Genomic DNA, 26,159 nt, shown 5'->3' with positions numbered 1-26,159 from the left:
GAAAACCACGATCCGGCTGCCGGCACTCGAGGGCGTTGGCGCTGGATCGTGGCCGGGGCTATGCAGGCCACTGCGCATAATCCGGAACTGGGCATAATTGCGGTTATGCGCAGCTGCGCATAACCGCAAGAACTGGCTCTTCAGCCAAACACCGAGCGGTGCGCAGGCCAGTGCGGCGATCTACAGCCTGATCGAGACGGCCAAGGTCAACGGCCTCTCGCCCTACGAGTACCTGCAGTTCGTGTTCGAGACACTGCCGACACTCGGCGAGGATGACGACCTCGGCACGCTGCTGCCCTGGCGCTGGAAAGACACTCTACCGGTCTAACTCAGGCCGCAACAGGTGGGGTTCGTGGAGCGCTTACGTACTGGCCGTACATGCCGGTGAGGCTGTTGGCTTCGCCGCACTGCTTGCAGGCCAGCGGGCTTTGGCGCTGTGCGGTGGGCTCGGTCTTAAACGAAGCAATATCCGGCGCCGGCGAAGCCGAAAAGTGAGGTGCAGGCTCGTCAACGTGGGAGCCCGGTTCTGGCGTTGCGAGTGCGCTAGCACTACTGGCCGAGGCGGTGCTCACTTGGGCGGTATGCTCGAGCAGGAAGCTGGCGACATCGGTGAGCTCTTGTTTCGAAAACTTGGGTTTGGCTTTTAGGTACTCCGTGAAGATATTGCCCACCACCTCTCGAATCTTATTGGCCAAAAACTCAGTCTTGACCACCCTATCGGCAACATCCTTGGGCATCTTGTCACGGTGCAGGATGGCGGTGCTGGAAATGGCACAAAGCACCTGCCAATCGCGCCCGCCTACCTTGGTCTGTATGCCTAGCACCTTGCCAAGCATTTTCTCGACGTTATCCCTGATCAAATGGTGCAAGAGTTGCTTCTGTAACTCACCCTGGCGAATCGGCGACGGCATGCCCATCCAGTTGCCCTGGTAACTGCGCGACCACTCGCCGGCGGCATTGACCGTGACCTCACCGACAATGCTCTTGGACTCGATGACGATGAAGCCGTAGGGATGGAGGATCAGATGATCGATCTGGGCTCTTTCGCCACGGTGTTCGAGGCGCAGGTCGTTGATGACGTGGATCTGCTGATGCTCGCCGAACTCGCGGCGCAGCTGGAAGGCGACGTCCTGTTCCTGCTTGTGGCCGTAGAAGGCGCGCTCGTCGCCGTCGCGGCCAACCCCGTTTGGGGAGACATCCTTTTCCTTAAGGATCATGGGCTATTCCCTGCATATCGGCCCGGTTGGCGGGCCATCGCTGACGCTGTGCAACGTTTCGTTACCAATCAGCCTGACACCAACGCAGCCTGAGGGCCAGCCATGCAAAGGTCGCAGGGGGGATGTTGGGGCGCCTGCGGCGCCTATCGCGCTGCCACAATAGCGAGGAACCACTGGGCAACGACGCGAGTCGGGCGCGTCTTGCTCAGCGGATAAGCGAAGCGCTCGCGAGTGAATGGGCTCCCAGAACGCCTGCTGCCTCTACCGGCCAACAGTCAGGTCGGGAATGCCTCGTTCAGCCACTTGATGAAGTTGCGCTTCTGCTTGAACTCCGTGCGCAGCTGGGTCAGCACCTGCTCGAATGCGGCTTGCTGGGCCGGCGTGACCAACGAGCCCTTGAGCTCCTGCAGCAGGGCGATGCCATTACGGTAAGCCGGGTTGTTGGTCTGTTGCACCTCATGGCGTACCAGGCGGAGGTACAGCGGCTGGCTCTCGTCGGGCTCCTTCAGCGCCTTCGCCAGATGGTGCAGCAACTCGGGGGCCACGGCCCGCTCGGCGCAGAGCGCCTGGGCCTCGGCCAGACGCCCCTCGAACAGCTCGATTTCCAGCAGGCTGTTTTCCGCACGGGGAGCGAAAGCAAAGGGTGAGGATGCCTTGTCGAGCCGGGCCACCAGCCAGTCACGAGCACGCTGACGATAATCGACGGCCAGGCCATGCTCGTCTGCCATCGCCACCAGCCGGCGATAGTCCTCCAGATGCTGCGTCTGCTGGTAGATGTCCCATTGCAGTGCCGCCGCCGCTTCCGCGTCACCGCGATGCAGCAGCAGGCGTACCTCGAGGCGCTGCCGTTCGACCTGCTGGAGGGGATGCTGGTCGGACATCGCCCGCTTCGCTCGCGCCAGCCAGGTCTCCAGCTCGTCCCAGGCCCCATGCTCGATGCACAGCTCGGCGGCATCCAGACAGTCGCGCTCCTTGCTGGCGGTCTTCTCGAAGAGCGCCAGCATCGCCGGCAGGTCGCCGGCGGCCTCGGCACGCTCGAACAAGGGGCGTCGCAGGCGAATGTAAGGATACTGCTCCGACCACCCCGCCCCAGCCGGCAGCGCCGGCAAGGCGTCCCAGGCCTGCTGCAGGCGGGCATGATAGGCCGCCATGCCCGCCTCGCCCAGCGCCTGGGCATAGGCCCCGGGAATCTCCGGGTAGAGGTCCTCGTTACCGAATGCCTTCTCGTAGAGATACGCCGCCAACCTGTCGGGCGACCAGTCGAGCCGCGTCACGGTCTGGACGTGCAGCGTCTGCAGCGTCGCCTCGCAATGAAAGCGAAAGCCGCCGGAGTCGTCGATAGTCTCCAGCGCCCGGCCCAGGCGTGAGAGCGCATAATCCACCAGCTTCAGGCACTGCTCCGCCGGAAGCTGCGGCGCCTGCTCGGCGAGCTGTTCGACGACGGCCTCCGCCCTGGCAAAGTAGGCACTCACCTGGCCGTAGCGGAAGAGGTCCCGGTTGACGGGGAACGCCGCGGTGATGCGCTTTTTCAGCGCCTTGTGGTCCAGCACGCCGAGCACCGCGTCGGCCCGCAGCGACCACTGCTGGCGCAGCACCGGGTCGCTGTCGATGAGGGTCTCGAGCGCCTCGACGAGAGAGGCCTTGTCCATCTGCTGCAGATAGGCGCGAATCCGGTCCGAGGCATCGCCCTCCGTCAGGCGCGTCTGCTCGGCCTGGTCCGCACGGTATGCCAGGGCGGTCGCCACGCAGTGCTTGCAGAAGTCGATGCCCTCTGAGGCCGGGCAATCGCAGCCGCCCTCCAGGCCCCGCTTGCTCAGCTTCAGCACCACGCGATAGCGCTCGCTGCCCTCCACGTCGGCGGTGATGGTGGCGCCCTTCCGGTTCCAGCCGACCACCATCCCTTCACGGTAGTACTCCAATCCGCGGCCGAAGGCAGCCTCGCCGGCGAGCATGGCCAGTTGCCGATCGGAGAGGAGCTCCATTTCATCCTGCTGCATCATGACGCTGTCACTGCCTTCAGGCGCCCCAGCGCCAGCATCGCCTGGTTGATGCGGCCCTGCAGTTTCCCGTCCAGCACCAGTGGCGGCCGGGGCGGCAGCGGGTCGGGGATGAACGCCTGACAGCGCACGCCGCCGGCGATGCTGCCTTCGTAATGGCCTGTGAGTCCGCGTTCCATGGGGCTCTACCTCACCGCTCGAAAGCGAGCCTGGGTAAAATTGCGTCACGCCTTATTTTAAATTACGTGCGAAAGTAAAATAAGGCGCGGCGTTATTTTAACTTCGCCGCACTGCTTGCCGACCAAGGTGTCTACGTCATCGACATGTGGCCAAGACATGTTTAAAGAACGCCGTTTTTTCGACACGTCCCGCGGATATGTCGATAGCATGGACATGTCCGGGCGCCTTCGGCGCCAATCGCGCTGCAAGCAGCGCTCCCACAGGTATGGCTATCCGGTTGAGAGCTGCGAATCATGATTGTTGCCCATCAGCTCACTTCCCAAAGCGCGTCGTTGAGGGCTTCGAGCACTTTGTGGAGGTGGTGGTCGAGGACGATATCCAGGCACTTGCGCTGGGGCTAGACGCTCACAGGCAGCGCCTCACCAGGGCAGTTCCTCGCCGTTGCTGTGCCAGAAACCACCGCTGGTAGGCAAGGTCAGCTCGTCGATGCGCTGGGCGATGCCGTCGGCGGCTTCCTGTGCGCTGATCAGGCCACCGAAGTTGACCATGCGCGTCTGCACGTAGCCGGGGTGGATCTGCGCCACGGCGATGCCGCGGGGCTCGAGATCCACCGCCAGCGACTTGCCGAAGGCGTTGAGGGCCGCCTTGGAGGCGCGGTAGCCATAGCGCCCACCGGAGTCGTTGTCGGCGATGGAGCCCATGCGGCTGGTGATATTGGCGACCTTGCCCCCCTCACCCAGATTACCCAGCAGCGCCTCGGTAACCCGCAACGGCGCGTAGGCGTTGATCTCCATCTGTTCCCGTATGGAGTCGAAATCGATCTCGCCCAGGCTCTCGTCCCTTAGCTTGCCGGCATTGTTGATCAACAAGTCCAGGCGGCGCCCCGCGACTTCCCGTTGCAGGCGTGCGACGTCTTCGGCGCGGGTCACGTCGATACCCTCGATCAGTGTATCGGCAACCTCACGGAGCTCAGCGACCTCCTCGCTGCCGGAACGGCAGACGCCGATGACCGCCCAGCCGGCGGCATGGTAGTGGCGGGCCAGAGCCAGGCCGACGCCGCGGTTGGCGCCGGTGATCAGTACGGTGGATGTCATTTGAACTCCAGGATCGAAAAAAGGTGATACCCGAGGAACGTGGGGGCCGTGTGCCGCAGTTCAACCCGATGCCACAGGCGGCATGGTCAGGTGCCCAATGGCGCCAATGAGATAACCTGCTCGCGCAATGCCCGCTTCTGCTCCTCGAGGGCTTCTCGCCAGGCATCGCACTCCTGCTTTCGCCTGGGGGCGTTGCGCGAGTTTGTGCTGAAGACATCGATCCAGGCCTGGCGGGTGCAGAGGTCCTGCAAGTCGCCGAGCAATCGCTGGCGGTGTTTCAAACCTTCAAGGAAGCGTTTCTGTCGCTGCGGCTCCAGTTCGGCCAGGTAGCGAATGCGCTTCACGCTCTTGCGCAGCTCATGAAAGGCCTCGTCGGTGCTGTCGATGGAGAGCGATGCGAGATCCCGGTCATGGCCAGCGATGCGCTCGGCCAGTACCGCCTCGATGCGCTTCGACGAGAGCTTTTGCAAGGCCTTGTGAAAGCCCTTGGAGATGATAAAGCCGTGCCAGTCCTGCATGTCCTCGTCATAGTCGGGGGTGCTTAGCTGCTGGCACAGCGCCTCATGCTGCTCCTGGTGGCGGGCCTGCAGCCAGCGCTCCAGGGCCTGGAGGGAGCGTGGCGAAAGCGGCGGTGGGGTCTCCGTCAGGCTCTCCAGAAACACGTCCAGGTCACGCAGTTCGCTGGTGGCACGGGCGCGGCGCTTGAGCCGTTTCAGCCTCTTCTTGAGGCCAGGCACCTTGGTGGTGGCCAGCACGGATTCGCCGATCGCTCGGCTGCGACGCAGATTGACGCGATACTGGTGCAGGAACTCAGGATCGACGCCAGCCGTCACCCCCGGCTCCAGGGCCCTGACCATCCGGTACTGATACTCCAGCAGCCCCCGAATGCGCTTGGCCAGACCGACCTTGCGCAAGGAAGGCTTCACAGGTGCCTTGCGCTTGAAGAGCGCATGGCTGGCCTCGTCCGGATTCAGTCTCGCTGCCAGCTCGGCAGAGTGCTGCTCCAGTGCCGACCAGGGCGTATCGGGCAGGGTGACATGCAGCAGGCTGCCGATGGGCAGCGCTTGAGGTACCTCCCCGCAGAGCCAGTGAACCAGCTCGAGCAGGGCCGGATTGTGGCCGATCACCAGCACCCTGTCGGCCTCGTTGGGCAAGGCCTTCAGCCACGCCAACAGTGCCTGGCCATCGAAGTGGTAGAGGGCCTCATCGAAGCGGGCCCGCTCGACCAGGGAGGTTTCCTGCAGCTGCCCGGCGATCTCGTCGAGCGTCTCCCGTGTGCGCGCCGCATCGCTGACGAGGATCTGGCCCTCCAGCGCCTGCCATTGCTGCAGCACCCTGGCCATGGCGGCCGCCTGGCGCCTGCCCCGCTTGCGCAACGGACGCTGATGGTCATTCACGTCGCCGTCGCCCTTTTTCGCCTTGGCGTGGCGCATCACGAAGAGATGCCGCATGGATTCACTCCCAACCACGATGTGTGGTGCCAAGCTTAGGACAACTCGGCCAGCTTCTCCTCAGTGGCACTCGCCTGTTCAGCGATTGCTATCCGCAACCGGTCGATCCTGTCTCGTTGTTCAGCTCCCGCAACCTGACCTCGAGATCATGGCGCTGGTATTCGGTATCGAAGGCCATCACCTCGAAGACGGTAGGGTCACGCGGGCCGACCAGCCTGGGGCCCGAGTGGTGCACGAAGGTCTCGCCAGCCATCGTCAATTGCAGGCGCGGCAGGCGCTCCTGCTCGTAGTCCATGCGCACCGATTCGAAGCGCCACACCAGCGGAGCGTCATCGGCACAGCTTGGCAAGTCCACAGGAACATTCGGGGTGAGCTCGACACCTTGCCGCTCCAGTTCCCTGCCCTGCGCATCCGTTACCACCAGCCGGTAGGTGCGCGGCCCGGCATACGGCTCACCCCCCTCGGGAAGCTCCGCCTGCAGCGCGGCGCGCACGGGCTCGACTGGAAACAGCGGCGGCTGATACGGCAACTGCCGCCCCGGGGTGGGACGATAGACAAAGCGCAGCGAGAACAGCCGTTCGCTGGTGGCGTCCAGTCCCGGGACCGAGCCGGTCATGGCCATTACCACCCCAGGCTCCCAGGCCAGCTTGGCGTATCGATCCTGCGGAGTTCGCAGGAAGAGCGTGCCGGGGGTGCCATCCAGCGTCAGCCGTAATGCCATGGGCGGCTCGGGCGAGGCATCCAGGTAGCGCAGCAGATAGCCCCAGGATTCGTGGGCAATCCCCTGCTCCTCCGCCGATACGAAGTGAAGCCCTCCCCCATCGGGCACCGCCAGGGTGACTCTGAGAGGATCGCGTTTCAGCGCGAGGGGATAGAGGTCGACAAGCGACAGGTCACGGGTCGGAGCGTCGTCGATGAAGGACCAGCCGAACGGCTCGCCCTCTTCATCCCAGCCCAGATAGGCGGTGCCGCCGGGAAGGTGCTCGTCGCGGTCGACCACCGTCTGCAGGGTCAGCTCCGCTCCCGGCGGCACATGGCTCACGTCCAGGGTGTGAAATCCCTCGGCCTCGGCTTTCAACCGGCCTGAGCCGCTACCTACCAGCCATACCGGCCCGGGCATGGGCACGCGAAATCGCCCCTCGGCGTCGGTGGTCGCGGTGGCCAGATAGCGCTTGTCCCAGATCAATTCGCCATGATGCTCGCTGCGGCCCCAGCCATGACGGCTCACGGTGATCACGGCACCGGGCACAGGCGCATCAGCGTGGTATTCGACTAGTCGGCCCGAAACCGGTGCCGGCGACAGCCACCACAGCGCCAGCCATGCCAGTAGCGCCAGCGTGGCCAGAGTCGTGACCAGCCCGATGGCAAGGCAGCGGAAACGCCCCGCGCGGGCCATCAGGGGCCCTTACCGCGCAGAAATTCCGCCGCCTGCCGGGTGACCTCCGGGCGCCGCGAGACCAATACGATGTGCTCGGGGCCCAGCAGGGTGCGAAGTTCCGCCTCCAGCAGGGGCTCGCCGCGGAAGGTAACGGCAAGGCGCTCGCCAAGATGAGAAGCGAGCAGGCCATGGAAGGCCTCAAAACAGACGGCGGTGTCGATCATATCGAAGCGAATATGCACGAGGTCATCCTCGGCGACAGCGTAATCGACCCGCTGGGCGCAGGCCGGGGTCAGGACGTATTGCTCGCCGCCTATGGCGAAGACCACTCCGGCCTCATCGGCCGTGGCCATGGACACCGGCAGAATCAGAACTGCAAGCAACGGCAGGTGCAGCATGACTTCCTCCCAACCTCCACTGCGATCAGCTTAGCGAGGCCAAGGACGTGGCGGAAGGTGCCTGCTCTTTACTGGCCGGATGTTGCGTCACCTGGTGCAGGAGAAGTGGCAGCAGAAGCCACCCGCCTGGTGGTCACCCTCATTTGTAACCGGCCTCGTCGCGTCGTGGAGATTGATGTGCCGAGGTATTGAACTTTAGGGGTTCAGGCCGGCTTCGATGATCGGCCAAGCCGCCTCGCCGTCGCGGTGGGTGACATCGCTGAGCATCGTCTCGACGCGTTCAGCGTTCTCGTTGATCCAGTCGTTCGCCACTTCTCTGGCATCGCGCTCTTCCTGACCGAATTCACGGATCATCCAGCTCTGCTCTTCGGCGCTGAAGGTGAACTGCTCGAAGAAGGTCACCAGATTGGGGTTGGCCTGAGCATAGCCACCACGGATCAGAGTCAGCACATCACTTTCACCATTGTTTTCACCGAACAAGTCCTTGGGATCGTCGAGATAACGCATCGGCAGTTCCAGGTTCATCCAGTGCGGGGTCCAGCCAACCCAGACAATAGGTTCTTCACGGGAAATGGCGACCTGAGCCGCACTGAGCATGCCCACCGTGCTGGTATCCACCAGGCTCCAGTCACCCAGGCCCCAGACGTCATCGTCGATAGCGGCGTTGAGAATCTCGCTGGCCGCCGAACCAGCGCCGAAGCCGTGAATCTGGCCATCGAATAGCTCACGGTTCTCGTCGAGGTCGGCGAAGCTCTGGATGCCCTGGTCGTAGATATACTCGGGCACGGCCAGCGTCATCTGGGCGCCATCGACGTTATTGCCCACGTTAACAATGGCGCCGCTTTCCTCACGCGGAACGAACATGTCGCGCTGTGCGGGCATCCAGCCACCAAGGAAGACGTCGATATCGCCGCTTTCCAGCCCTTGGTAGATCACCTGAAGGCCGAGTTCCTGACTGCTGGTGTCGTAACCCAAGGGCTCGAGCAGCTGCTCTGCGATCTCGGTTTTGACCGTGATGCCCGGCCAGGATGGAACGCCGAAATGCAGTGTGGCGTCATCGGCCTGGGTGGTGCCGGCAAACCCCAGCGCGAGGGGCAGTGCCAGTGAGGTGCGAGTCAGGAGTGCGCGATTCAGAGATACGCTCATGATGATTCCTTGTGTTGTGAAGGTCATTGGATAGTGTTGCGAAAGCTCTCTATACGTTGAGTCAGAGAGCCGACGAACCGCGTCGGTGAGGCTCTCTGGGTCTGATGAACGGATGCCTGGTGATTGGCTCAGGCGGCACGCGCCAGCACCCGCAGGCGTGACTCGAGCATATCGCGGTCGAGATAGGTGCCCTGCAGATGGCGCCGTCCGGTGTTCGGGTCGAAGGCACCACGGCCGTGCAGTACCCGGCGGTTGTCGAAGGCAACCATCTCGCCGGGGACCAGGGAGAATGCGATCTGGTGACGCGGGTCGTGCAGCAACTGCCAGAAACGGCGGTAGGCGCGGTACCAGGCATCGATGGTCTCCGCGGGGAGTCGCAGGGTGTCGCGGATCCAGTTGTTGAAGCGCACCTCCACGACCCGGCCTTCGGCGTTGCAGGTGAGGATCGGTGCGCGCACAGCAATATCCTGCTCCTCGTCCTGGAAGCGGAAGTCGATGGGCGTCTCACTAAGCAGGCGAAAGGCCTCGGGGTCTTCCTGGCGCAGAACCTCTGCGACTTGGTAGCCGTCGGCAAACTGCGACTCGCCGCCTTCGGCGTCGTTCTCGAGGCAGTAGAGCAATTGGATATCCGGCGGCTGGCGCCAGTTGGGCAGGTCGCTATGCAGGGCCAGGCCGATAGCGGTATAGGCGGCGTTGTTGGGGTTGGGCTTGGACTGGACATCGAAGCGAGCGCCGAAATTGGTGGCTCGCAGCGGACCGATGCGCGTGGCCAGGCGGCTGACCTCCTCGTCGGCCAGCGGGCCATTCTCAAGCAGCACAACGCCGTCGCGCAGTAGAGCTTCCAGCCAGGCCCTTTCGCCTTCAACACTGCCGGTGAAGGCAGCATGATCCACCCGTCTGGGAGTGAAGCCTTCTGGCCAAGGGCAGGGGTGGGGTAGCGTTGGCCCAGGCTCGACTCCGGGGCGGCGCTGGTGCAGCCAGCCACCGTCGAAGAGGCTTTCGTGCCCATCCTTCCAAGTGACATACAGGTTGCCACTCTCGACGCGGGCCCTGTCTGGGCAAGCTACATCTTCCAGCGGCAGGTAGAGGCGTTCGCGGGTCAGGGCATGGCGACAGGCGTTGCAGGGGCAGTGGTCGCGCAGCCACAGCCAGGGAAAACGCCCTGACTCGCCATTCACCCAGGTCAGTGTCATGCCGGCGTCGTCGGTGCGGCCGTCCTTCAGCCCGGGGGCCTCGGCATAGGGGGCGAGTTCGCGCATGTCCACGCATTCGGCGGCGTGGGGAGTAACAACATTCATGCGGGACCTCCTCGGGTGTCGAGTCGTGGTTTATCGTGATCGAGTGCCCCAAGGGTGATGATTGGTCCTGCGACTGACAAACGATTAATCTGACCCCTATGCCCAAGCACAGCTTATAGCGAGCTTTTCCATGAGTAACTTTCCTTGAGCGCCTTGCCTCCCTTGCTCTGGCTGCAGGCCTTCGAGGCGGCTGCCCGCACTTTGAGCTTCACCGCTGCCGGTCGCGAGCTGGGAGTGACCCAGGCGGCGATCAGTCAGCGCATCCGGCTGCTCGAGGACCGCCTGGGGCAGAAGCTCTTCGTGCGTCACCCGCGCAGTCTCACGCTGACGCCAGCGGGCCAGGCATGGCTGCCCAGTATCCTTGACGGTTTCGCGCGTATTGGTGAGGGCACGCGCGAGGTCTTCGGCAGCACTCCGACACGCTCGGTCACGCTGCGCACCACGCCGGTCATCCAGCTGCACTGGTTGGCTTCACGGTTGCTGGCCTTCCATCGCGCCCATCCGGCGATTGCCGTGCGCCTGGTCAGCGCCATCTGGTCCGATGAGTTCGGTCCCGAGGGGGCAGATATCGAGATCCGCTACGGACATGCTGGTTGGTCGGGCATGGAGGCGCTGTCGCTGGGGGAAGAAAGCCTGTTACCGGTGTGTGCCCCTGCGGTGGCACGCGGACTTGAGGTGCCCGCCGATCTTGCGGGGCTGACCCTGCTGCATGCGGCAGGCTTTGCCGTGGGCTGGTCAAGCTGGCTGGAGCAGGCTGGGGTGACGGGCATCGAAGAGCAGTGTCCGGCACTGACCTGCGACAACCAGGCCATCACTCTGGCCCTGGCTAGCCAGGGCGGTGGCGTGGCGCTGGTCCACCGTCGCCTGTTCGAGGATCGTGATGACCTCGTCATGCCGTTCGACCTGTCCGTGCCCACCGACGAGAAATTCTGGCTGGTGCGCCCGGAACGTAGCCAGCGCCAGGATGAAGCGTCACTGCTATGGTCTTGGCTGTGCCGGGAGGTTGACGCCGACTCGGATTGAATGAACTCAGTGGGCGGACAACCCGCCGGGGTGGGAGGCCGCGTAGTCCTTCTTCTGCTTGCTAATCTCGACCGTCCACTGGCGTGTCGTGTCGTACCTAACCGGGCGAACACCGCTGAGCAGGGATACCCTTACCCGCAACCCCACAGCTGACAAGGTCACGCTGGCAACTCAACAAAGGATAGTCATCTGATGAGCACTGAAAACCGTGACATCGTGCTGCTTGACGGCGGGATGGGCCAAGAGCTCAGGAAACGCAGCAGCCAACCGGTAACACCGCTGTGGTCCGCGCAGGTCATGCTGGACGAGCCCGAACTTGTCACCGCCGCCCACCGCGATTTCATCGAGGCCGGTGCCCGCGTCATTACCCTCAACACCTACAGCGCGACACCGCTGCGCCTGGCGCGGGATGGCGAGCCCGGCTTGTTCGAGCCGCTACATGCCGCTGCGCTGAGCGCCGCCCATCAGGCACGTGAGGAGAGCGGACAGGACGTGCGTATTGCGGGCTGCCTTCCCCCGTTGGTCGCGAGCTATCACCCTGACAGCGTGCCGGATGATGCCACCTGCCTCTTTGACTACCGCCGCATGGTGGAACTCCAGGCAGACGGGGTCGATCTGTTCCTGTGCGAAACCATGTCGCTGGCCCGCGAGGCGCGCGCCGCCACCTACGCCGCGGTGGAGAGTCAACGCCCGGTATGGGTGTCGTTCACGGTGGATGACGGCGATGGTACGCGGCTGCGCTCCGGTGAAGGGCTGGCCGCCTCGGCCCGGGAAGTGGTGGCCGCCGGCGCCGAGCGTGTGCTGGTCAACTGTTCGGTGCCAGAGGCCATCACGACCGCCATGGGCGAGCTTGCCGGACTCGGCGTGCCATTCGGCGGATACGCCAACGGCTTTACTTCCGTGGCGCCCCTCAAGCCGGGTGGCACGGTCGATTCGCTTGAGTCGCGCACCGATCTGGGACCCGCTGCTTACGCCGAGCATGCGCTGGGCTGGATCGAGCAGGGGGCAACGCTCGTCGGTGGCTGCTGCGAGGTGGGCCCCGCCCATATTGCGGCCCTGGCCGAACGCTTGACCGCCGAGGGATACCGGCTGGTCGCTTCTTGACGGCCTTCGGGTCGGTCGAGCAGGAGAAAGCGCCGTGCGCAGTGGCATTGTCGAGGGCAAGCTCGATGCACTCCGCTATCCGCAAGAAGGGAAGCCGGCACGATCAGGCGTGTTAGGCTTGGCCAACACTTCTACCCGGGAGCCTGATCATGACCGCCGCCGAGATACTCGACCGCCTGGTGGGCTTCGCCACCGTCTCGCGGGATTCCAACCTGGCCTTGATCGAATGGGTCGAGGGCTGGCTCGACGACCACGGCGTGGCGCACTGGCGGGTGGAGAGCGACGACGGCCGCAAGGCCAACCTGCTGGCGCGCATCGGCCCCGCCGTGGCCGGTGGCGTGGTGCTCTCCGGCCATACCGACGTGGTGCCGGTGGATGGCCAGCCCTGGTCCACCGATCCCTTCACCCTGGTCGACAAGGGCGATGGCCGGCTCTATGGCCGCGGCACCTGCGACATGAAGGGCTTCATCGCCTGTGCCCTGGCAGAGGTCCCCCGCTGGGTGGATCAGGCGCTGGCGACGCCCCTCTGGCTGGCCTTCTCCTACGACGAGGAGGTGGGCTGCATCGGCGCCCCGCGAATGATCGAGCGGCTGCTGGCCGACCACCCTCGCCCCGCGGCGGTGATCGTCGGGGAACCGACCATGATGCACCCGGTGGTAGCCCACAAGGGGGCGACCAACCTGTGTACCACCGTGACCGGCCGCGCCGCCCACTCCAGTCAGGTCAGCCAGGGGGTCTCGGCGATCCATGTGGCGGCCCGTCTGGTAACGCGGATCGAGGACGTGATGGCCGAACTCAAGGCCGAGGGGCGCGTGGACGAGGCCTTCAATGTGGTGCACTCGAGCCTGCACGTCGGCAAGATCCAGGGCGGCACGGCCATCAACATCATGGCCCGGGAGTGCAGCTTCGAGTGGGAGATCCGCCACCTGCCCTCGGATCGCTTCGAGGAGCTGCTCGCGCGGGTGAACGATACCGCGGCCGAGCTGGAAGCCGAGATGCGAAAGCGCGCGCCGGACGCCGCCATTGTCACCGAGGCGCTCAACACCACGGTGCCGGCACTGGCCGACGACAACAATGCCGAGGTGCTCGAACTGTGCCGCGACCTGCTCGACGAGCGCCCCGCCGGGGCGGTGGCCTATGCCACCGAGGCCGGCCAGTTCCAGCGCGAGGGACTGCCCACGGTGATCTGCGGCCCGGGGAGCATCGGCCAGGCCCACCAGCCCGACGAGTATATCGACATCGAACAGCTCGAGGCGGGCGCGGCGTTCATGGCGGCACTGGGCAAGCGGCTGTAACGAAAATAGTGCCCGATCTCTGCCATCCGTCGCCTGAAGCGAGACGGAGACCGGATGCGACGCTGAAGACAAAAGGCCCCCGCACCATGATGGAGTGCGGGGGCCTTGGTGTTGCGCGGCCGGGCTCTCGCTCAGCCGGGATCAGGCGATGGTGCGACGGGGAATCGGCGCGTCACCGTCCTGGCGACGACGCGGGGCACGCTCGGGGGCACCCTTGTCCTCGCTGATCTCCAGCGGACGGCCGGCAACGCGGGCGCGGGCCATCTTGGTCAGGATGCTTTCCGGCAGCGAACTCGGCAGCTCGACCACCGAGAAGGCGGTGCGGATGTCGATCCGGCCGATACGGTTCCCCTCGATGCCACCCTCGTTGGCGAGTGCGCCAACCAGCTGGCCGGGCTTGACGCCATCCTGGTGACCCACGGCAACGCGATAGCGGGTCATGCCCTCGCGGGGCGCGCTGTCGCGACGCTTCGTCGGCTTGGCGTCACGCGCGTTGCGGTCGTTGTTGCGCTCGGCACGCGGAGCCTGCACACGACCGATGGGCGCCTCATCGGCACGCGCCATGCGCGCGAAGGCACAGGCCAGCTCGATGGGGTCGTGACCCTCCTCGACCATCCGCTCGACCAGAGCGCGCTGCTCATCGGCCCCGGCCGTCAGGGCAGCGACCACGCGCTGATGGAACATCTCGTCGCGGTGGGCGCGAATGGCGGCCTCGTCGGGCACCGCCATCTCGGTCATCTTCTGACCGGTGGCCTGCTCGAGCCAGCCCACCTTGCGGCCCTCGCGGAAGCCGACGAAGGTGATCGCGATACCGGTACGCCCGGCACGGCCGGTACGGCCGATGCGGTGGGTGTAGGCCTCGGCGTCCTGGGGCAGGTCGTAGTTGATGATGTGGGTCAGGCGCGACACATCGAGACCGCGTGCCGCCACGTCAGTAGCGATCAGGATATCGACCTTGCCACGCTTGAGACGCGTGATGGTGCGCTCGCGCAGGCTCTGGTCCAGATCGCCGGAGAGGCTGGCGACATTCATGCCGCGGGCGGAAAGCTGCTCCATCAGGGTGGTGCAGGCGGCCCGTGTCCGCACGAAGACGATGGCGCCGTCAACCGGCTCGACCTCAAGAATGCGCGCCAGCGCCTCCTGCTTGGCACCGCCGTCGACCCGCACCATGCGCTGTTCGATGCTGGCGGCGGTACCCACCTGGGACGCGATGGCCACCTTGACCGGATCGACCAGGTAGCGATTGACGATACGCTCGATCTCGGTCGGCAGGGTGGCGGAGAAGAAGACCCGCTGGGCGTTCTTCGGGGTATCGGCCACGACGCGCTTGACGTCGTCGATAAAGCCCATGCGCAGCATCTCGTCGGCTTCGTCGAGCACCAGGGCAGAGAGGCCGTCAAGCTTGAGGCTGCCGCGATCCAGATGATCGATGACACGGCCCGGGGTGCCCACTACCACATGGGCGCCACGACGCAGCGCGGAGAGCTGCTCGCGGTATTCCTGGCCGCCGCACAGGGTGGCGACCTCCAGGCCCTTGAGGTTCTGGCCATACTTGCTGAAGGAGACGGCCACCTGCTGGGCCAACTCGCGGGTCGGCGCCAGCACCAGCACCTGGGGCTCGCGGCGGGTCAGGTCGAGACGGGACAGCAGCGGCAGGGCGAAGGCAGCGGTCTTGCCGGTACCGGTCTGGGCCTGGCCCAGCATGTCACGGCCTTCCAGCAGCGCAGGGATGGTCTGCGCCTGGATCGGTGACGGGATCTCATAGCCCTGGGATTCTACAGCAGAGAGAACGTCAGGCAGCAGGGCCAGATCGCCGAAGCTCGGCGAGGCGACAGAAGTCGAGGTCATTAATCACACCTTGGTAAGCCGACGGAGTCGGCAGAAATTCAGTGGCGTCCCTGACGCGTGCAACACGCTCAGGCATCTGCGTTCCGTCCAACGGATCGTCAGATGAGCAAATCGGAGTCGGGGACGCCGGTCGCACCTGGCATTCGGTTCACGCCATCAGGGATGGCCCATGAACCGCTGTGGCGACCGTTTGCGCCGATCTCGCCCGGGTGGCGTGATCTTGGTGGCGCTCCATCTACACAATTCGAACGCGTGTGGGCCAGTACTTGCGTCACTGAGCCCGGCGTTTCGGCGCTCACCTGCCAGAGGCAGCGTGGCGTCGTCATGATGGTGGGGTCAACACATGCGAGGAACGCGCATGCTACCATCGTCGACTGTCACTGACCAGCCTTTTTCGAGGCCCCTACCCCGTCGGGAGTGTTGCATGCCGAATCTGTGGGTCGATGCCGATGCCTGCCCCAGGGTGGCGCGCGATATCATCGTGCGCGCCGCCGAACGTACCGCCACACCGACCTGGTTCGTGGCCAACCACGCGGTGCCACTGCCGCCCTCGCCCTGGGTCAAGGGCCTGGCGGTGAGCCAGGGCTTCGATGCCGCCGACAATGAGATCGTCGAGCGCATCCAGCCGGGCGATCTTTTGATCACCTCGGATCTGCCGCTGGCCCTGGAGGCCATCGAGCGCGGCGCCAGGGTGATGACCACCCGCGGCGAGGCGCTGGATAAGAACAATATCCGCGCTCGGGTGCAGATGCGGGACTTCATGGAAACACTGCGCGCCAGCGGTGAGCATACCGGCGGCCCCAGCGGCTACTCCGATGCCGACCGCCGGGAATTCGCCAATGCGCTGGATAGGTGGCTGGCGAAGAATCCCAGCCGTTGAGGCTGCCGCTTCGCGGCAGATCGCGCTGCAAGCAGCGCTCCCACAAGGATTCGGAGCCACTGGACAGGTTGTCGTAGGAGCTTTGCTCGCAAAGCGATGGGTACACGCCCCTGAGGCTGCCGCTTCGCGGCAAATCGCGCTGCAAGCAGCGCTCCCACAAGGATTCGGAGCCACGGGCCAGCTTTCGTGGGATCTTACCCCTTTTCCCGGATCCCCTTACCCGGCAGACGCTCGCGGTCATGGGGCCGGTCCAGTTCGAGCAGCGGGCCGTAGGGCACGATGCCGGTCGGATTGATGGTGTCGTGGCTTGCGTAGTAGTGGCGCTTGATGTGGTTGAAGTCCACCGTCTCCGCGATGCCCGGCCACTGATAGAGCTCCCGGACATAGTTCGCGAGGTTGGGGTAGTCCTCGATACGCCTCAGGTTGCACTTGAAGTGGCCGTGGTAGACGGCATCGAAGCGGATCAGGGTGGTGAAAAGCCGGATATCAGCCTCGGTGAACCACTCGCCGGCCAGATAGCGGTTCTCCGCCAGGCGCGCCTCCATGCGATCGAGCGCCTCGAACAGCGCCACCACATGTTTCTCGTAGACCGACTGCTCAGTAGCAAAACCGGCCTTGTAGACGCCGTTATTGATGTGGTCGTAGACGTCGGCATTGACCGTATCGATGATCTCGCGCAGATCGGCGGGATAGAAATCCAGGCGATTGCCGGTCAGGTCATCGAAGGCGTCATTCAACATCCTCAGCTGGTCCGCTGACTCGTTGTTGACGATACGCGCCGAGCGCTTGTCCCAGAGCGCCGGCACGGTAACGCGCCCCGTGTAGTGAGGATCGGTCAGGGTATAGAGCTGATGGTGAAAATCCACACCGTTGATCGGGTCACCGCTAGAGCCCTCGTCCTGGCGATAGGTCCAGCCCTTGTCGAGCATCAGCGGGCTGACATGGGAGACACCGATGACCGACTCGAGCCCCTTGAGCCCCTTGAGCCCCTTGAGCCCCTTGAGCCGGCGCATGATGAGAATGCGATGTGCCCAGGGACAGGCCAGTGATACATAGAGGTGGTAGCGATTCTCCTCGGCGGGCAAGCCCGGCTGGCCGTCGGGCCCCGGGTGGCCATTCGGCGTGATCCAGTCCCGCAGCTTGGCGGATTCGCGCACGAATTCGCCGCCGTGCTTGTCGGTGTCGTACCACTGGTCGTGCCAGATGCCATCGATCAGAAGTCCCATGGATGTCTCCTTTATGCCGGTGAGCGACTGCTCGTTAACGGGAATACCCCCAGCATAAGGCGAAAACATCGACGCTCAAGCGCAGGTTTTGCGCTCCATCATTCGATAGCCTCGAATGATTCTCCCCGTGGGCAGGTACTCGCCGCCGCCTTGAGGGCCTTGGCCAGGGCATGAGTCGCCGGTCCCGCCCGATCCCGGTCGCGATGGATCAACTGCACCGGATACTCGCGGCTAGCACCGGCGGCCAGCGGCAGCGGCTCGAGGCGCCCCTCGGCCAGGGCCTGGCGCAGGCGGGTCTCGGGAATCCAGGCAAAGCCGAGGCCTCGCTCGAGCATGTCGATGGACGTCTGCAGGTGGCTCATTGTCCAGCGCTGCTCGGCCTTGAGCCAGCCGGCATCCATGGACTGGTGCAGGGCGGAGTCGCGAACCACCAGCTGGCGGTGCTGTTCCAGGTCACGCAGGTCGAGCGGGCGCCCCAGGCAGTGCAGCGGATGTCCGGGGTGAGCCACGGCAAGGAAGTGCACCGTGACCAGCGGCTCGCCCAGGAAGCCCTGGGCCGAGATACCTGAGACCACCAGGTCGGCACTCCCGTCATAGAGCATCTCGATACCGCCGTTGAGCACCGTCTCGTGGAGCTGCACACGCACATGGGGATAGGCCGCCGAGAAGGCTTCCAAGGCCCGGGCCAGGGCATCGGGAGGAAAGATCTGGTCGACGGCCAGCACCACCTCCGCCTCGAGCCCCTCGGCCAGGCGCCCGGCCACATCCTCCAGCGAGGCGGCATTCTCGAGTAGCTGCCGTGCCCGGCGCAACAGTAGCTCGCCGGCCTCGGTAAGACGCACCTGCCGGCCCACCGGCTCCATCACCGCCACCCCGAGCTGCTCCTCGAGCTTGTGTACGGCGTGATTCAGGGTCGAGGGGCTCTTGTGGATCGCCTCGGCGGCACGGGCGAAGCCGCCATGGTCGACCACAGCCGCCAGCATCTGCCATTGGGCCAGAGTGACACGGGACATTTCGAATTCCTCGAATCCAGAGAGCGAAACATTGCGCTTAATCTTCGAAAAATCCGGCCTAAAATGCCAGTCATACCTCTGACAGATTGGAGACACCCTGATGACCCCCACCCCAATCACTCGACAGGTCGACCATCTGATGGCCAGCCAACCAAGCCAGGATGGAGACGGCGTCAATATCAGGCGCATCCACGATTTCGGCGGTGGCCTCGATCCCTTTCTGATGCTCGATGAGCTGGGATCCGATCGGCCAGACGATTACATTGGCGGCTTTCCTCCCCATCCTCACCGCGGCATCCAGACACTGACCTATGTGATCCACGGCGGCCTCACCCACGAGGATCACATGGGCCACTCAAGCACCATTCAGGCCGGGGATGCGCAATGGATGCATACCGGCCGCGGCATCATCCACTCCGAGATGCCGCTGACCGACCAGCAGGGGCTCCATGCCTTCCAGCTGTGGTTGAATCTGGCGGCCCGTGAAAAGCTGAGCCCGGCCACCTACCGAGACGTACGCGCCGCGGAAATGCCACAGCTGCCCGGCCGAGACGCCATCCTCATCGCCCTGGGAGGACACTGGCAGAACACCGCCGGCGATAGCGTAGCGGGGCCCCTTGATGCCCTGGCCGGCCATGGCGCGGTGGCCCATGCCCGGCTGGCGGCAGGCGGCGAGCTTGCACTAGCCACCCCGACCACGACCTTGCTGGTGTATGTCTTTGCGGGCAGTCTCGATATCTCCGGAACCTCGGTGTCACCAGGACAGCTCGCCCGGCTAGGCAGCGGCGAGTGGCTCGCGTTGGCCAGCCAGGAGGGTGCCCAGGCCCTGTTGCTGGCCGGCGAACCCCATGGTGAACCGATCGCCCACTACGGCCCCTTCGTCATGAACGCGCACGCCGAGCTGGAGCAGGCACTGCGCGACTACCGCGATGGCACTCTCACCGATTGAGGCGACGATTTCGGGACAGGGTTGAAACTCCCCGCCCCAGAGTGTCCAATGGAAACTTAATAAACAGTGTTCGCATACCTGCACCGACCTCGTCTTGCGCAGACGAAAAGATCGGTGCGGGGTATTTCTGTATGTCCGTACAGACTAGGCATCCCCTATGTCATGGGGTATGGTTCTGAAGTCATTATTTTAATTTCCTTTTCATCTGTTACGGCCTGTTACCCATGATGCGAATCCTTCATTCGCTGCCCCGCACTCACAAGTTATTGCTGTTACCCGTTGCCACCATGGTCACCGTGCTGGGCGCACAGAAAATCGTCACCACCCTCGAAGATGTTCAGCGTGATCGTCAGACGCTCGACACCGTCCTTATTCCCCTCGAAGCCGATGCCACTCCCGGTCTGCCTTCGCTACGCACGGAGCGCACGCCGGTGGCCGATGCCATCGAGATGGCCAGCCAGGCCCTCGATGCCACGCGTGGCCATGTCCCGCTGTCCGAGCTCACCGCCTCGGAAATCGTCGATATCGATCTCGTCACTTCGGCCAAGGCCAGCAAAGCCGAGCCGGCAATTCCCGAGACGCTCGCCCTGCCGGTACAGCGCCGCGATATTTCCGAAAGCCATCCTGAAGCATTGGCGGGTAACGTCCCGGGGTTCAACCCCGAAGGCTCTGCCGACGTCCTGACCGATGGCGCAATCAGCCTCGATGATGGCGCCCTGCACATGGCCGTGGTCATCGGGACCATCGGTAGCGGCATGCTGGATCACGATGGCGGCCTGGTGGCCGATGCTACCTCCTACCAGGATGTTTCCGAGGACGAGCTCGCGCTGTTCGACGAGGGACCGATACAGCTGGAGCAAGAGATCGCCGCCAGCGAACCCTACGTGCCAGAGTGGCAAACCTACGAGGTCAAGGCGGGCGATACCTTCGCCATCATGGCGCAGAACCACCTCGGCATGGGGTACCGCGAGGTGATGACGCTGCTGAAGCACCTGCCAGAACCCAGGACCCTGACCCACTGGCGACAGGGCAATCGCTTCGAGTACCAGCTCGACGAGAAGGGACAACTGCTCGCCCTGCGCCTGATGAAGAACGTCCGCGACGGTTATCTGATCGAGCGCCAGGAAGGGGGTTTCGAGGTCGCCACCATCGAACGCGCCGGCGAGGCGACCCAGCGCCTCTTCGCCGGCAGTATCAGTGGCAGCTTCGCACGCTCGGCCAGGGCCACCGGCCTGACCAATGCCGAGATCTCGGAACTCTCCCGGGTCCTGGAAAAGAAACTCGACTTCCGCCGCGACACCCGTCGTGGCGATCGTTTTCAGGTGCTGGTGGAATCCGACATCATCGACGGTCAAAGCCTCGACCCGCGGGTACTGGCGGTGGAATACGATGGTGAGCGTATGGACCTCACTCTGGTGCGCAACTCGGATGACAACCGCTTCTACACCCCTGACGGCGAAAGCCTCGATCCGGCCTTCAACCGCTACCCCTTCGAGGGACGCTACCGGCTGAGCTCGCACTACAACCCGCGCCGCAAGCACCCGGTTACCGGCCGCATCAGTCCCCACAAGGGCACCGATTTCGCCATGCCGATCGGTACCGCCGTACAGACGCCTGCCAATGGCCGCGTGGAGAAGGTTGGCAACCATCCGGCGGCAGGTCGCTACGTGGTGATTCGCCACGACAACGGCTACAAGACCCGCTATCTGCATCTTTCCAAGCCTTTGGTCAGCAAGGGCCAGCGCGTCGCCATGGGCGAGCGCATTGCGCTATCCGGCAACACCGGACGCAGTACCGGCCCTCACCTGCACTACGAGGTACTGGTCAACAACAGCCAGGTGAATGCCATGAAGGTGGCCCTGCCCGAAAACCAGAGCCTCCAGGGCGAACAGCTGGTGGCCTTCAAGCGCCAGTCAGCGCCTGTGCTGGCCGCCCTGCAGAGCGGCGCGACCGGTACCGTGGTGGCCAGCACCGGCGAGGTCGAGGCAATCGACGACGAAGGCTGATCCCGCCGCGCCTCACTCTGCACCGTGCCCCGCTCTCCAGCGGGGCACGGTCGTTGAAGGGGGAGCCGATCCGGCCATGTTCAGCTACTGCGGGAGCGGCCGCCCCGGGGTAAACTGGCGCCCCCACGGATCGGAGACCCGGCGTGTCCTCACCCCATGCCCACCCTCGGCCGGCCGAGCCGCCCGAAAGCCGCCTGGCCAGCTTCCTGGGTGTCTTTCGCTATAGCCACCGTGCCCTGGCACTGGTCTGGCAGACGTCCCGCCCTCTCACTCTGGGCCTTGCGCTCTGCACTCTGGTCGCCGGGGTAATGCCCGCGGTAGCAGCCTGGATCGGTCAGTTGATCGTCGATTCCGTGGTCGCCGCCATGGAACACCACGAAGCCACCGGAGAGGTCGACTGGTGGGGCGTGCTGCGCTACGTGCTGGCCGAGGCAGGAGTGATCGCCACCATCGCCCTGGCCCAGCGCGGGCTTTCGGCCCAGCAGTCGCTGCTGCGCGCCCTGCTCGGTCAGAAGGTCAACGTGATGATCCTCGAGAAGGCCGGCACCCTCTCGCTCGAGCAATTCGAGGACTCCGAGTTCTACGACAAGCTGACCCGGGCCCGCCGCGAGGCCTCTGTTCGACCGCTGGGCCTGGTCAACAAGACCTTTAGTCTGGCTCAGAATGCCATTTCACTCGCGAGTTTCGGCGTGCTGCTGGTGCAGTTCTCGCCATGGGCGCTACTGGTGCTGGTGATCGGTGCCCTGCCGGTATTCATTTCCGAGGCCAAGTTCTCCGGCGATGCCTTCCGGCTGTTCCGCTGGCGCTCACCCCAGACCCGCATGCAGATGTACCTGGAGACGGTGCTGGCCCGAGAGGACAGCATCAAGGAGGTCAAGCTGTTCGGCCTGGAGCCGTTGCTGCTGGATCGCTACCGGGCCATCTTCGAGACCCTCTACTCAGAGGATCGCCGCCTGACGCTAAGGCGCGAGACCTGGGGCTTCCTGCTCGGCCTGCTGGGCACCCTGGCCTTTTACGCTGCCTACGCCTGGGTGGTGGCAGAGACGGTCACCGGGAGGCTGACCCTAGGCGAGATGACCATGTATCTGATGGTCTTCAAGCAAGGCCAGGCTGCTCTCTCGGCAAGCCTCACGGCCATCGGCGGCATGTACGAGGACAACCTCTACCTTTCGAATCTCTACGAGTACCTGGAGCAGCCAGTGCCCGCCGAATGCGGCACCCTGACCAGGGGAGCGCGTCCCGCCGACGGCATCCGCTTCGAAGGCGTGGGCTTCACCTATCCCGGCGCCGAATCCCCGGCCCTGTCCGGCATCACGCTGCACTTGCGCCCGGGGGGAAGTCTCGCCCTGGTGGGGGCTAACGGCTCGGGCAAGACCACGCTGATCAAGCTGCTGACCCGGCTCTACGAGCCCAGCGAGGGGCGCATCCTGCTCGACGGCAGTGATCTGCGCGACTGGGACGTCCAGGCGCTGCGGCGACGCATCGGGGTCATCTTCCAAGACTTCGTACGCTACCAGATGAAGGTCGGCGAGAACCTCGGCGCTGGAGACGTCGCGGCTTTTACCGATGAATCGCGCTGGCAGGAGGCGGCCCGTCGCGGCCTGGCCGAAGAATTCATCGCCGAGATGCCCGGCGGCTACCACACCCAGCTGGGGCGCTGGTTCAAGGGTGGCCAGGAGCTCTCCGGCGGCCAGTGGCAGAAGATTGCCCTGTCGCGCGCCTATATGCGCGAAGGCGCCGATATCCTGGTGCTCGACGAGCCCACGGCAGCCATGGATGCCGCCGCCGAGGCGGCCGTCTATGCCGACTTCCGCGAACACAGCCGCGATCGCATGACCATCCTCATCTCGCACCGCTTCTCGACGGTGCGTGCTGCCGACTGGATCCTGGTAATCGACGGCGGCGAGATCCTCGAGCAGGGTGACCATGAGAGCCTGATGGCCGCCAACGGCCGCTATGCACGGCTGTTTCGCCTGCAGGCCAGGGGCTACCGCTGAGTCTGGCAACGGCGCCAGCCGACCATGACGGAGACCGCTACCAGGTCAGGGGGCGATCCAGTGCTTCCAGGAGCTCGTCGTCGCGGTCGTAGATGTCGGGGCGAAAGGACAGCTCGCCCCCCTCACCGACGTGGGCGGTCCAGTAGTGCAGGATCACCGGCACATGGCGTTCCAGCGGCACGTTGCCTGTCACCCCGTCGGCAATCATGGCGCGGATGTCGCGTTGGGTGTCGGTGTCATCGAGCAGCAGTTGGACCAGCGTCGTGACATTCTCCACGCGGATGCAGCCGGAGCTGATGGCCCGCTGCTGTCGCGAGAAGAGCTGCTGGGCCGGGGTATCGTGGAGATAGACCATGTGGTCGTTGGGGAAGCGAATCACCACGCGGCCCAGAGGATTATCCGGCCCGGCCTCCCGGCGCAACATTACCTTGCCGGGATCTTGCCAGTCGATGGAACGCGGATCGAGTTCGCGACCGGAGTAACTCAACACACGGATGTTGTTGCGCTCCAGATAGCCGAGATCACGACGGATTTCCGGAATCACGTCCTCACGCCGGATGGTGGGGGGAATCGTCCAGGTGGGATTGACGGTCAGGTGGGTGATCTCCGAGCGCAAAGAGGGCGTGCGCCGATAGGGTTGCCCCACCACGATTCGCGATCGCCAGATATCACCGTTGGGCCGGTAGTAGCTGACCCGATAGCCGGCAATGTCCACCAGCACGAAGGTCTCGGGAAGGCCATGCAACAGCCAGCGTGTCCGCTCCAGGTTGATGCGGATCTGATCGATGCGCTCACCTACCGGCACGTTGAGCGCCGCCAGTGTATCGGGCCCCACGACGCCGTCGACCTGAAGCAGATGACGCTCCTGGAAGCGCTCGACCGCCTCTGTCAGGGCCTCGTCGTAGGTGAAGGGATCGGGTGCCACCAGCTTGGCGTCGGGAAGGATCGTGGTATCCGCTGCCGCCACACCGGGTTCGCCGATCACCGCCAGCCGCTCGCGCAGGAAAGGCACGGCATCGTGGACATCGCCTGGACGCAGCAGACCGTCCAGTGGCGGCAATGTCGGCCAGCCGCCTTGCTGTTCGATATCCTGATAGCGAGCCAGGCCGTCTCGCAGGCGCTGGTAGGGGGGATAGGAGGGACGCACGTCGGCGAAGGCCTGTTCGAAGCGCCGGGCATCCACATGGCGGGAGAGCGAGGCCACATCCAGCGCCGGCGGCTCGACAGGGACTTCCCAGCCGGTATCGAGGCCTTGCGGATCGACCTTGCCCTTTTGCAGATGTCGCAGGGCCGTGAGCAGGACATGACTGGTACGCAGCTCGAAATCGGCCAGCTCTTGCGGATCGCCCTCCCCGTCACCCCAGGCACGTCGATGCGCCTCTGACAGCGCACCCGGCCGGTAGTCCGAAGGGCTCAGTCCGTCTCCCTCCAGGGTATGCAAGGCCTCGGTGAAGGCCGTCACCGTTGAAGGATCCTGCCACACCGGACGCCAGTCGCGCTCCGCATAGAAGGCTTCAAGCGTCTTGCCCCTGTCGGCCGACTGCTCGACGAGTGCTCCCTCGAGCGACGTGACAGCCGCCTCTTCGGCGGCCCAGGCGCTCATCGAGAGCATCACCATCACCACGATAAGCAGCGGCTTCATTCCTTTGACTGAGGGCATGGATCCTGGCTCCTGCGTTGAGAATGGGGTCTGGCCATCTTGTTTTCCTTGGTCATAATAGTTCCCGACCTGGGGCCGCAGGGAAGTTGTCCCCACTTCTGCGTCACCGCCCCGCCGTCAGGAAATGGTCGACGAGCGGGCCAGCAAGCCACACGACAGGTTTCCCTAATGCCGACCTCCTTGCTCAATCGATGGCTTCCCGGCACCGCCCTCTGCAGCGCACTGCTGCTGAGCACTCTGGCCGCCCAGGCCAGCAACGACTTTCTTGCCCACGTCGAGTCACCCGATACGCTGAGCCTGCGTCCTCTCGACCAGACCCTGACGCGTCTGGCGCCCGACGCCGATCCCCGGGTCCTGCGCCTGGCGGCCCGCGCCCTCTCCTGCGCCGACCCCGATGCCGAGCGCCTGGCGGTGATCGACTTCTCGCTGCCTTCTACCGAGCCGCGGCTATGGGTCTTCGACCTGCAGCATCGACAGCTGCTGTTCGAGGAGCTGGTCTCCCACGGTCAGGGGTCCGGCAATGCCATGGCCGAGACGTTCTCCAACACGCCCGAGAGCCACCAGTCGAGTCTGGGGCTCTTTCGCACCATGAACAGCTACTATGGCAGAAATGGCTATTCGTTGCGCCTCGAGGGGCTTGAAGAGGGCGTCAATGATCTCGCCTACCAGCGCGCCATCGTGATGCACGGCGCCGACTATGTCAGCGAGGATTTCATCGAGCAGACCGGCCGCCTGGGTCGCAGCCATGGCTGCCCGGCGGTGCGAAAGGAAGTGACCTATCCACTGATCGACAGCCTCAAGGAAGATCAGTACCTCTTCACCTACTATCCGGACCCGGAGTGGCTGGCGAATTCGGACTTCTTTCGCTGTGATCGGGATGAGGCACAGCTGGCCCTGAACTGACCCCTCCTGACCCGTCATGGGGCCCCGCGGGCGGCACCATGACGGGTCACATTAGCTCCCTCCTGCACCTTTCCACACCATCTTCAGAGCATCGAT

Annotated in this window: 21 protein-coding genes and 1 pseudogene; 9 read left to right on the top strand and 13 right to left on the bottom strand. The window is 64.5% G+C overall.

Annotated elements, in window-relative coordinates; genetic code table 11:
• Window positions 1-124: 124 nt before the first annotated feature.
• Window positions 125-328, top strand: a pseudogene (locus tag HALO32_RS11595) (transposase domain-containing protein); the annotation flags it as partial.
• Between the two features lies 1 nt (window position 329).
• On the opposite strand, the gene HALO32_RS11590 reads toward HALO32_RS11595, so the two are convergent.
• The 9 genes from HALO32_RS11590 to HALO32_RS11550 form a co-directional block, all read right to left on the bottom strand.
• Complete coding sequence (locus HALO32_RS11590; RefSeq protein WP_151444032.1) at window positions 330-1,217, bottom strand: nuclease-related domain-containing protein; 888 nt, start codon at window positions 1,215-1,217, stop codon at window positions 330-332.
• A 275-nt stretch (window positions 1,218-1,492) separates the two neighbouring features.
• Window positions 1,493-3,217 (bottom strand): SWIM zinc finger family protein, encoded by a 1,725-nt coding sequence (locus tag HALO32_RS11585; protein WP_151444031.1) that lies wholly within the window; start codon window positions 3,215-3,217, stop codon window positions 1,493-1,495.
• A complete protein-coding gene (locus HALO32_RS11580; RefSeq protein ID WP_225809960.1) occupies window positions 3,214-3,393 on the bottom strand; it encodes a hypothetical protein in 180 nt (59 codons plus the stop codon). The genes HALO32_RS11585 and HALO32_RS11580 overlap by 4 nt, the downstream gene beginning before the upstream one ends.
• A gap of 420 nt (window positions 3,394-3,813) precedes the next feature.
• Complete coding sequence (locus HALO32_RS11575) at window positions 3,814-4,488, bottom strand: SDR family oxidoreductase (protein ID WP_151444030.1); 675 nt, start codon at window positions 4,486-4,488, stop codon at window positions 3,814-3,816.
• Window positions 4,489-4,574: 86 nt separating this feature from the next.
• On the bottom strand, window positions 4,575-5,939 hold the full coding sequence (locus HALO32_RS11570) for a CHAD domain-containing protein (RefSeq protein WP_151444029.1): 1,365 nt from the start codon (window positions 5,937-5,939) through the stop codon (window positions 4,575-4,577).
• Between the two features lie 88 nt (window positions 5,940-6,027).
• Window positions 6,028-7,335 carry a carboxypeptidase-like regulatory domain-containing protein gene (locus HALO32_RS11565; RefSeq protein WP_151444028.1) on the bottom strand — a complete coding sequence of 436 codons (1,308 nt, stop codon included), beginning with the start codon at window positions 7,333-7,335 and terminating at the stop codon, window positions 6,028-6,030.
• On the bottom strand, window positions 7,335-7,715 hold the full coding sequence (locus HALO32_RS11560; protein ID WP_151444027.1) for a hypothetical protein: 381 nt from the start codon (window positions 7,713-7,715) through the stop codon (window positions 7,335-7,337). The genes HALO32_RS11565 and HALO32_RS11560 overlap by 1 nt, the downstream gene beginning before the upstream one ends.
• A gap of 195 nt (window positions 7,716-7,910) precedes the next feature.
• Window positions 7,911-8,861 (bottom strand): ABC transporter substrate-binding protein, encoded by a 951-nt coding sequence (locus HALO32_RS11555; protein WP_151444026.1) that lies wholly within the window; start codon window positions 8,859-8,861, stop codon window positions 7,911-7,913.
• 128 nt (window positions 8,862-8,989) lie between these two features.
• Complete coding sequence (locus tag HALO32_RS11550) at window positions 8,990-10,159, bottom strand: TauD/TfdA family dioxygenase (protein WP_151444025.1); 1,170 nt, start codon at window positions 10,157-10,159, stop codon at window positions 8,990-8,992.
• Window positions 10,160-10,303: 144 nt separating this feature from the next.
• Here HALO32_RS11550 and HALO32_RS11545 point away from each other — a divergent pair, with 144 nt between their 5' ends.
• From HALO32_RS11545 to argE, 3 genes are all read left to right on the top strand, one after another.
• Window positions 10,304-11,182, top strand: coding sequence for a LysR substrate-binding domain-containing protein (locus HALO32_RS11545; RefSeq protein WP_151444024.1), 879 nt, complete (start codon window positions 10,304-10,306; stop codon window positions 11,180-11,182).
• 192 nt (window positions 11,183-11,374) lie between these two features.
• Window positions 11,375-12,286, top strand: coding sequence for a homocysteine S-methyltransferase family protein (locus HALO32_RS11540; RefSeq protein WP_151444023.1), 912 nt, complete (start codon window positions 11,375-11,377; stop codon window positions 12,284-12,286).
• Window positions 12,287-12,435: 149 nt separating this feature from the next.
• Entirely contained in the window at window positions 12,436-13,581 is a 1,146-nt protein-coding gene (argE, locus tag HALO32_RS11535; RefSeq protein ID WP_151444022.1) for an acetylornithine deacetylase, read from the top strand.
• Window positions 13,582-13,722: 141 nt separating this feature from the next.
• Here argE and HALO32_RS11530 read toward each other — a convergent pair whose 3' ends face one another.
• On the bottom strand, window positions 13,723-15,429 hold the full coding sequence (locus HALO32_RS11530) for a DEAD/DEAH box helicase (RefSeq protein WP_151444021.1): 1,707 nt from the start codon (window positions 15,427-15,429) through the stop codon (window positions 13,723-13,725).
• A gap of 424 nt (window positions 15,430-15,853) precedes the next feature.
• Here HALO32_RS11530 and HALO32_RS11520 point away from each other — a divergent pair, with 424 nt between their 5' ends.
• Window positions 15,854-16,309, top strand: a complete 456-nt coding sequence (locus tag HALO32_RS11520) for a YaiI/YqxD family protein (RefSeq protein ID WP_151444019.1) — start codon at window positions 15,854-15,856, stop codon at window positions 16,307-16,309.
• 194 nt (window positions 16,310-16,503) lie between these two features.
• On the opposite strand, the gene HALO32_RS11515 is transcribed toward HALO32_RS11520, so the two are convergent.
• Window positions 16,504-17,535, bottom strand: a complete 1,032-nt coding sequence (locus HALO32_RS11515) for a glutathione S-transferase family protein (RefSeq protein WP_151444018.1) — start codon at window positions 17,533-17,535, stop codon at window positions 16,504-16,506.
• A gap of 98 nt (window positions 17,536-17,633) precedes the next feature.
• Window positions 17,634-18,548 (bottom strand): LysR family transcriptional regulator, encoded by a 915-nt coding sequence (locus HALO32_RS11510; protein WP_151444017.1) that lies wholly within the window; start codon window positions 18,546-18,548, stop codon window positions 17,634-17,636.
• Between the two features lie 100 nt (window positions 18,549-18,648).
• Between HALO32_RS11510 and HALO32_RS11505 the strand changes: the two genes are divergently transcribed.
• From HALO32_RS11505 to HALO32_RS11495, 3 genes are all read left to right on the top strand, one after another.
• A complete protein-coding gene (locus HALO32_RS11505; protein ID WP_151444016.1) occupies window positions 18,649-19,497 on the top strand; it encodes a pirin family protein in 849 nt (282 codons plus the stop codon).
• A 224-nt stretch (window positions 19,498-19,721) separates the two neighbouring features.
• A complete protein-coding gene (locus tag HALO32_RS11500; RefSeq protein WP_151444015.1) occupies window positions 19,722-21,503 on the top strand; it encodes a peptidoglycan DD-metalloendopeptidase family protein in 1,782 nt (593 codons plus the stop codon).
• A 308-nt stretch (window positions 21,504-21,811) separates the two neighbouring features.
• On the top strand, window positions 21,812-23,500 hold the full coding sequence (locus HALO32_RS11495; RefSeq protein WP_225809964.1) for an ABC transporter ATP-binding protein: 1,689 nt from the start codon (window positions 21,812-21,814) through the stop codon (window positions 23,498-23,500).
• A gap of 37 nt (window positions 23,501-23,537) precedes the next feature.
• Here HALO32_RS11495 and HALO32_RS11490 read toward each other — a convergent pair whose 3' ends face one another.
• Window positions 23,538-25,160: a L,D-transpeptidase family protein gene (locus tag HALO32_RS11490; protein ID WP_225809958.1), complete on the bottom strand. Its 1,623-nt coding sequence runs from the start codon at window positions 25,158-25,160 to the stop codon at window positions 23,538-23,540.
• Between the two features lie 168 nt (window positions 25,161-25,328).
• Between HALO32_RS11490 and HALO32_RS11485 the strand changes: the two genes are divergently transcribed.
• Window positions 25,329-26,063 (top strand): murein L,D-transpeptidase catalytic domain family protein, encoded by a 735-nt coding sequence (locus HALO32_RS11485; protein ID WP_151444013.1) that lies wholly within the window; start codon window positions 25,329-25,331, stop codon window positions 26,061-26,063.
• Window positions 26,064-26,159 lie beyond the last annotated feature (96 nt).

Origin of the sequence: Halomonas lysinitropha (assembly GCF_902500215.1) — a bacterium.
Lineage (GTDB): Bacteria > Pseudomonadota > Gammaproteobacteria > Pseudomonadales > Halomonadaceae > Halomonas > Halomonas lysinitropha.
The sequence above is the reverse complement of the archived record's forward strand: the minus strand, read 5'-3'. Positions and strand labels throughout refer to the sequence as shown.

What these genes read in the sequence shown, in the direction of transcription:
- HALO32_RS11530 (WP_151444021.1), bottom strand. Translation starts at nt 15,429, where the DNA reads ATGACCTCGACTTCTGTCGCCTCGCCGAGCTTCGGCGATCTGGCCCTG.
- HALO32_RS11575 (WP_151444030.1), bottom strand. Translation starts at nt 4,488, where the DNA reads ATGACATCCACCGTACTGATCACCGGCGCCAACCGCGGCGTCGGCCTG.
- HALO32_RS11505 (WP_151444016.1), top strand. Translation starts at nt 18,649, where the DNA reads ATGACCCCCACCCCAATCACTCGACAGGTCGACCATCTGATGGCCAGC.
- HALO32_RS11550 (WP_151444025.1), bottom strand. Translation starts at nt 10,159, where the DNA reads ATGAATGTTGTTACTCCCCACGCCGCCGAATGCGTGGACATGCGCGAA.
- HALO32_RS11495 (WP_225809964.1), top strand. Translation starts at nt 21,812, where the DNA reads ATGCCCGCGGTAGCAGCCTGGATCGGTCAGTTGATCGTCGATTCCGTG.
- HALO32_RS11590 (WP_151444032.1), bottom strand. Translation starts at nt 1,217, where the DNA reads ATGATCCTTAAGGAAAAGGATGTCTCCCCAAACGGGGTTGGCCGCGAC.
- HALO32_RS11490 (WP_225809958.1), bottom strand. Translation starts at nt 25,160, where the DNA reads ATGCCCTCAGTCAAAGGAATGAAGCCGCTGCTTATCGTGGTGATGGTG.
- HALO32_RS11585 (WP_151444031.1), bottom strand. Translation starts at nt 3,217, where the DNA reads ATGATGCAGCAGGATGAAATGGAGCTCCTCTCCGATCGGCAACTGGCC.
- HALO32_RS11565 (WP_151444028.1), bottom strand. Translation starts at nt 7,335, where the DNA reads ATGGCCCGCGCGGGGCGTTTCCGCTGCCTTGCCATCGGGCTGGTCACG.
- HALO32_RS11510 (WP_151444017.1), bottom strand. Translation starts at nt 18,548, where the DNA reads ATGTCCCGTGTCACTCTGGCCCAATGGCAGATGCTGGCGGCTGTGGTC.
- HALO32_RS11540 (WP_151444023.1), top strand. Translation starts at nt 11,375, where the DNA reads ATGAGCACTGAAAACCGTGACATCGTGCTGCTTGACGGCGGGATGGGC.
- HALO32_RS11555 (WP_151444026.1), bottom strand. Translation starts at nt 8,861, where the DNA reads ATGAGCGTATCTCTGAATCGCGCACTCCTGACTCGCACCTCACTGGCA.
- HALO32_RS11560 (WP_151444027.1), bottom strand. Translation starts at nt 7,715, where the DNA reads ATGCTGCACCTGCCGTTGCTTGCAGTTCTGATTCTGCCGGTGTCCATG.
- argE (WP_151444022.1), top strand. Translation starts at nt 12,436, where the DNA reads ATGACCGCCGCCGAGATACTCGACCGCCTGGTGGGCTTCGCCACCGTC.
- HALO32_RS11520 (WP_151444019.1), top strand. Translation starts at nt 15,854, where the DNA reads ATGCCGAATCTGTGGGTCGATGCCGATGCCTGCCCCAGGGTGGCGCGC.
- HALO32_RS11515 (WP_151444018.1), bottom strand. Translation starts at nt 17,535, where the DNA reads ATGGGACTTCTGATCGATGGCATCTGGCACGACCAGTGGTACGACACC.
- HALO32_RS11570 (WP_151444029.1), bottom strand. Translation starts at nt 5,939, where the DNA reads ATGCGGCATCTCTTCGTGATGCGCCACGCCAAGGCGAAAAAGGGCGAC.
- HALO32_RS11580 (WP_225809960.1), bottom strand. Translation starts at nt 3,393, where the DNA reads ATGGAACGCGGACTCACAGGCCATTACGAAGGCAGCATCGCCGGCGGC.
- HALO32_RS11485 (WP_151444013.1), top strand. Translation starts at nt 25,329, where the DNA reads ATGCCGACCTCCTTGCTCAATCGATGGCTTCCCGGCACCGCCCTCTGC.
- HALO32_RS11500 (WP_151444015.1), top strand. Translation starts at nt 19,722, where the DNA reads ATGATGCGAATCCTTCATTCGCTGCCCCGCACTCACAAGTTATTGCTG.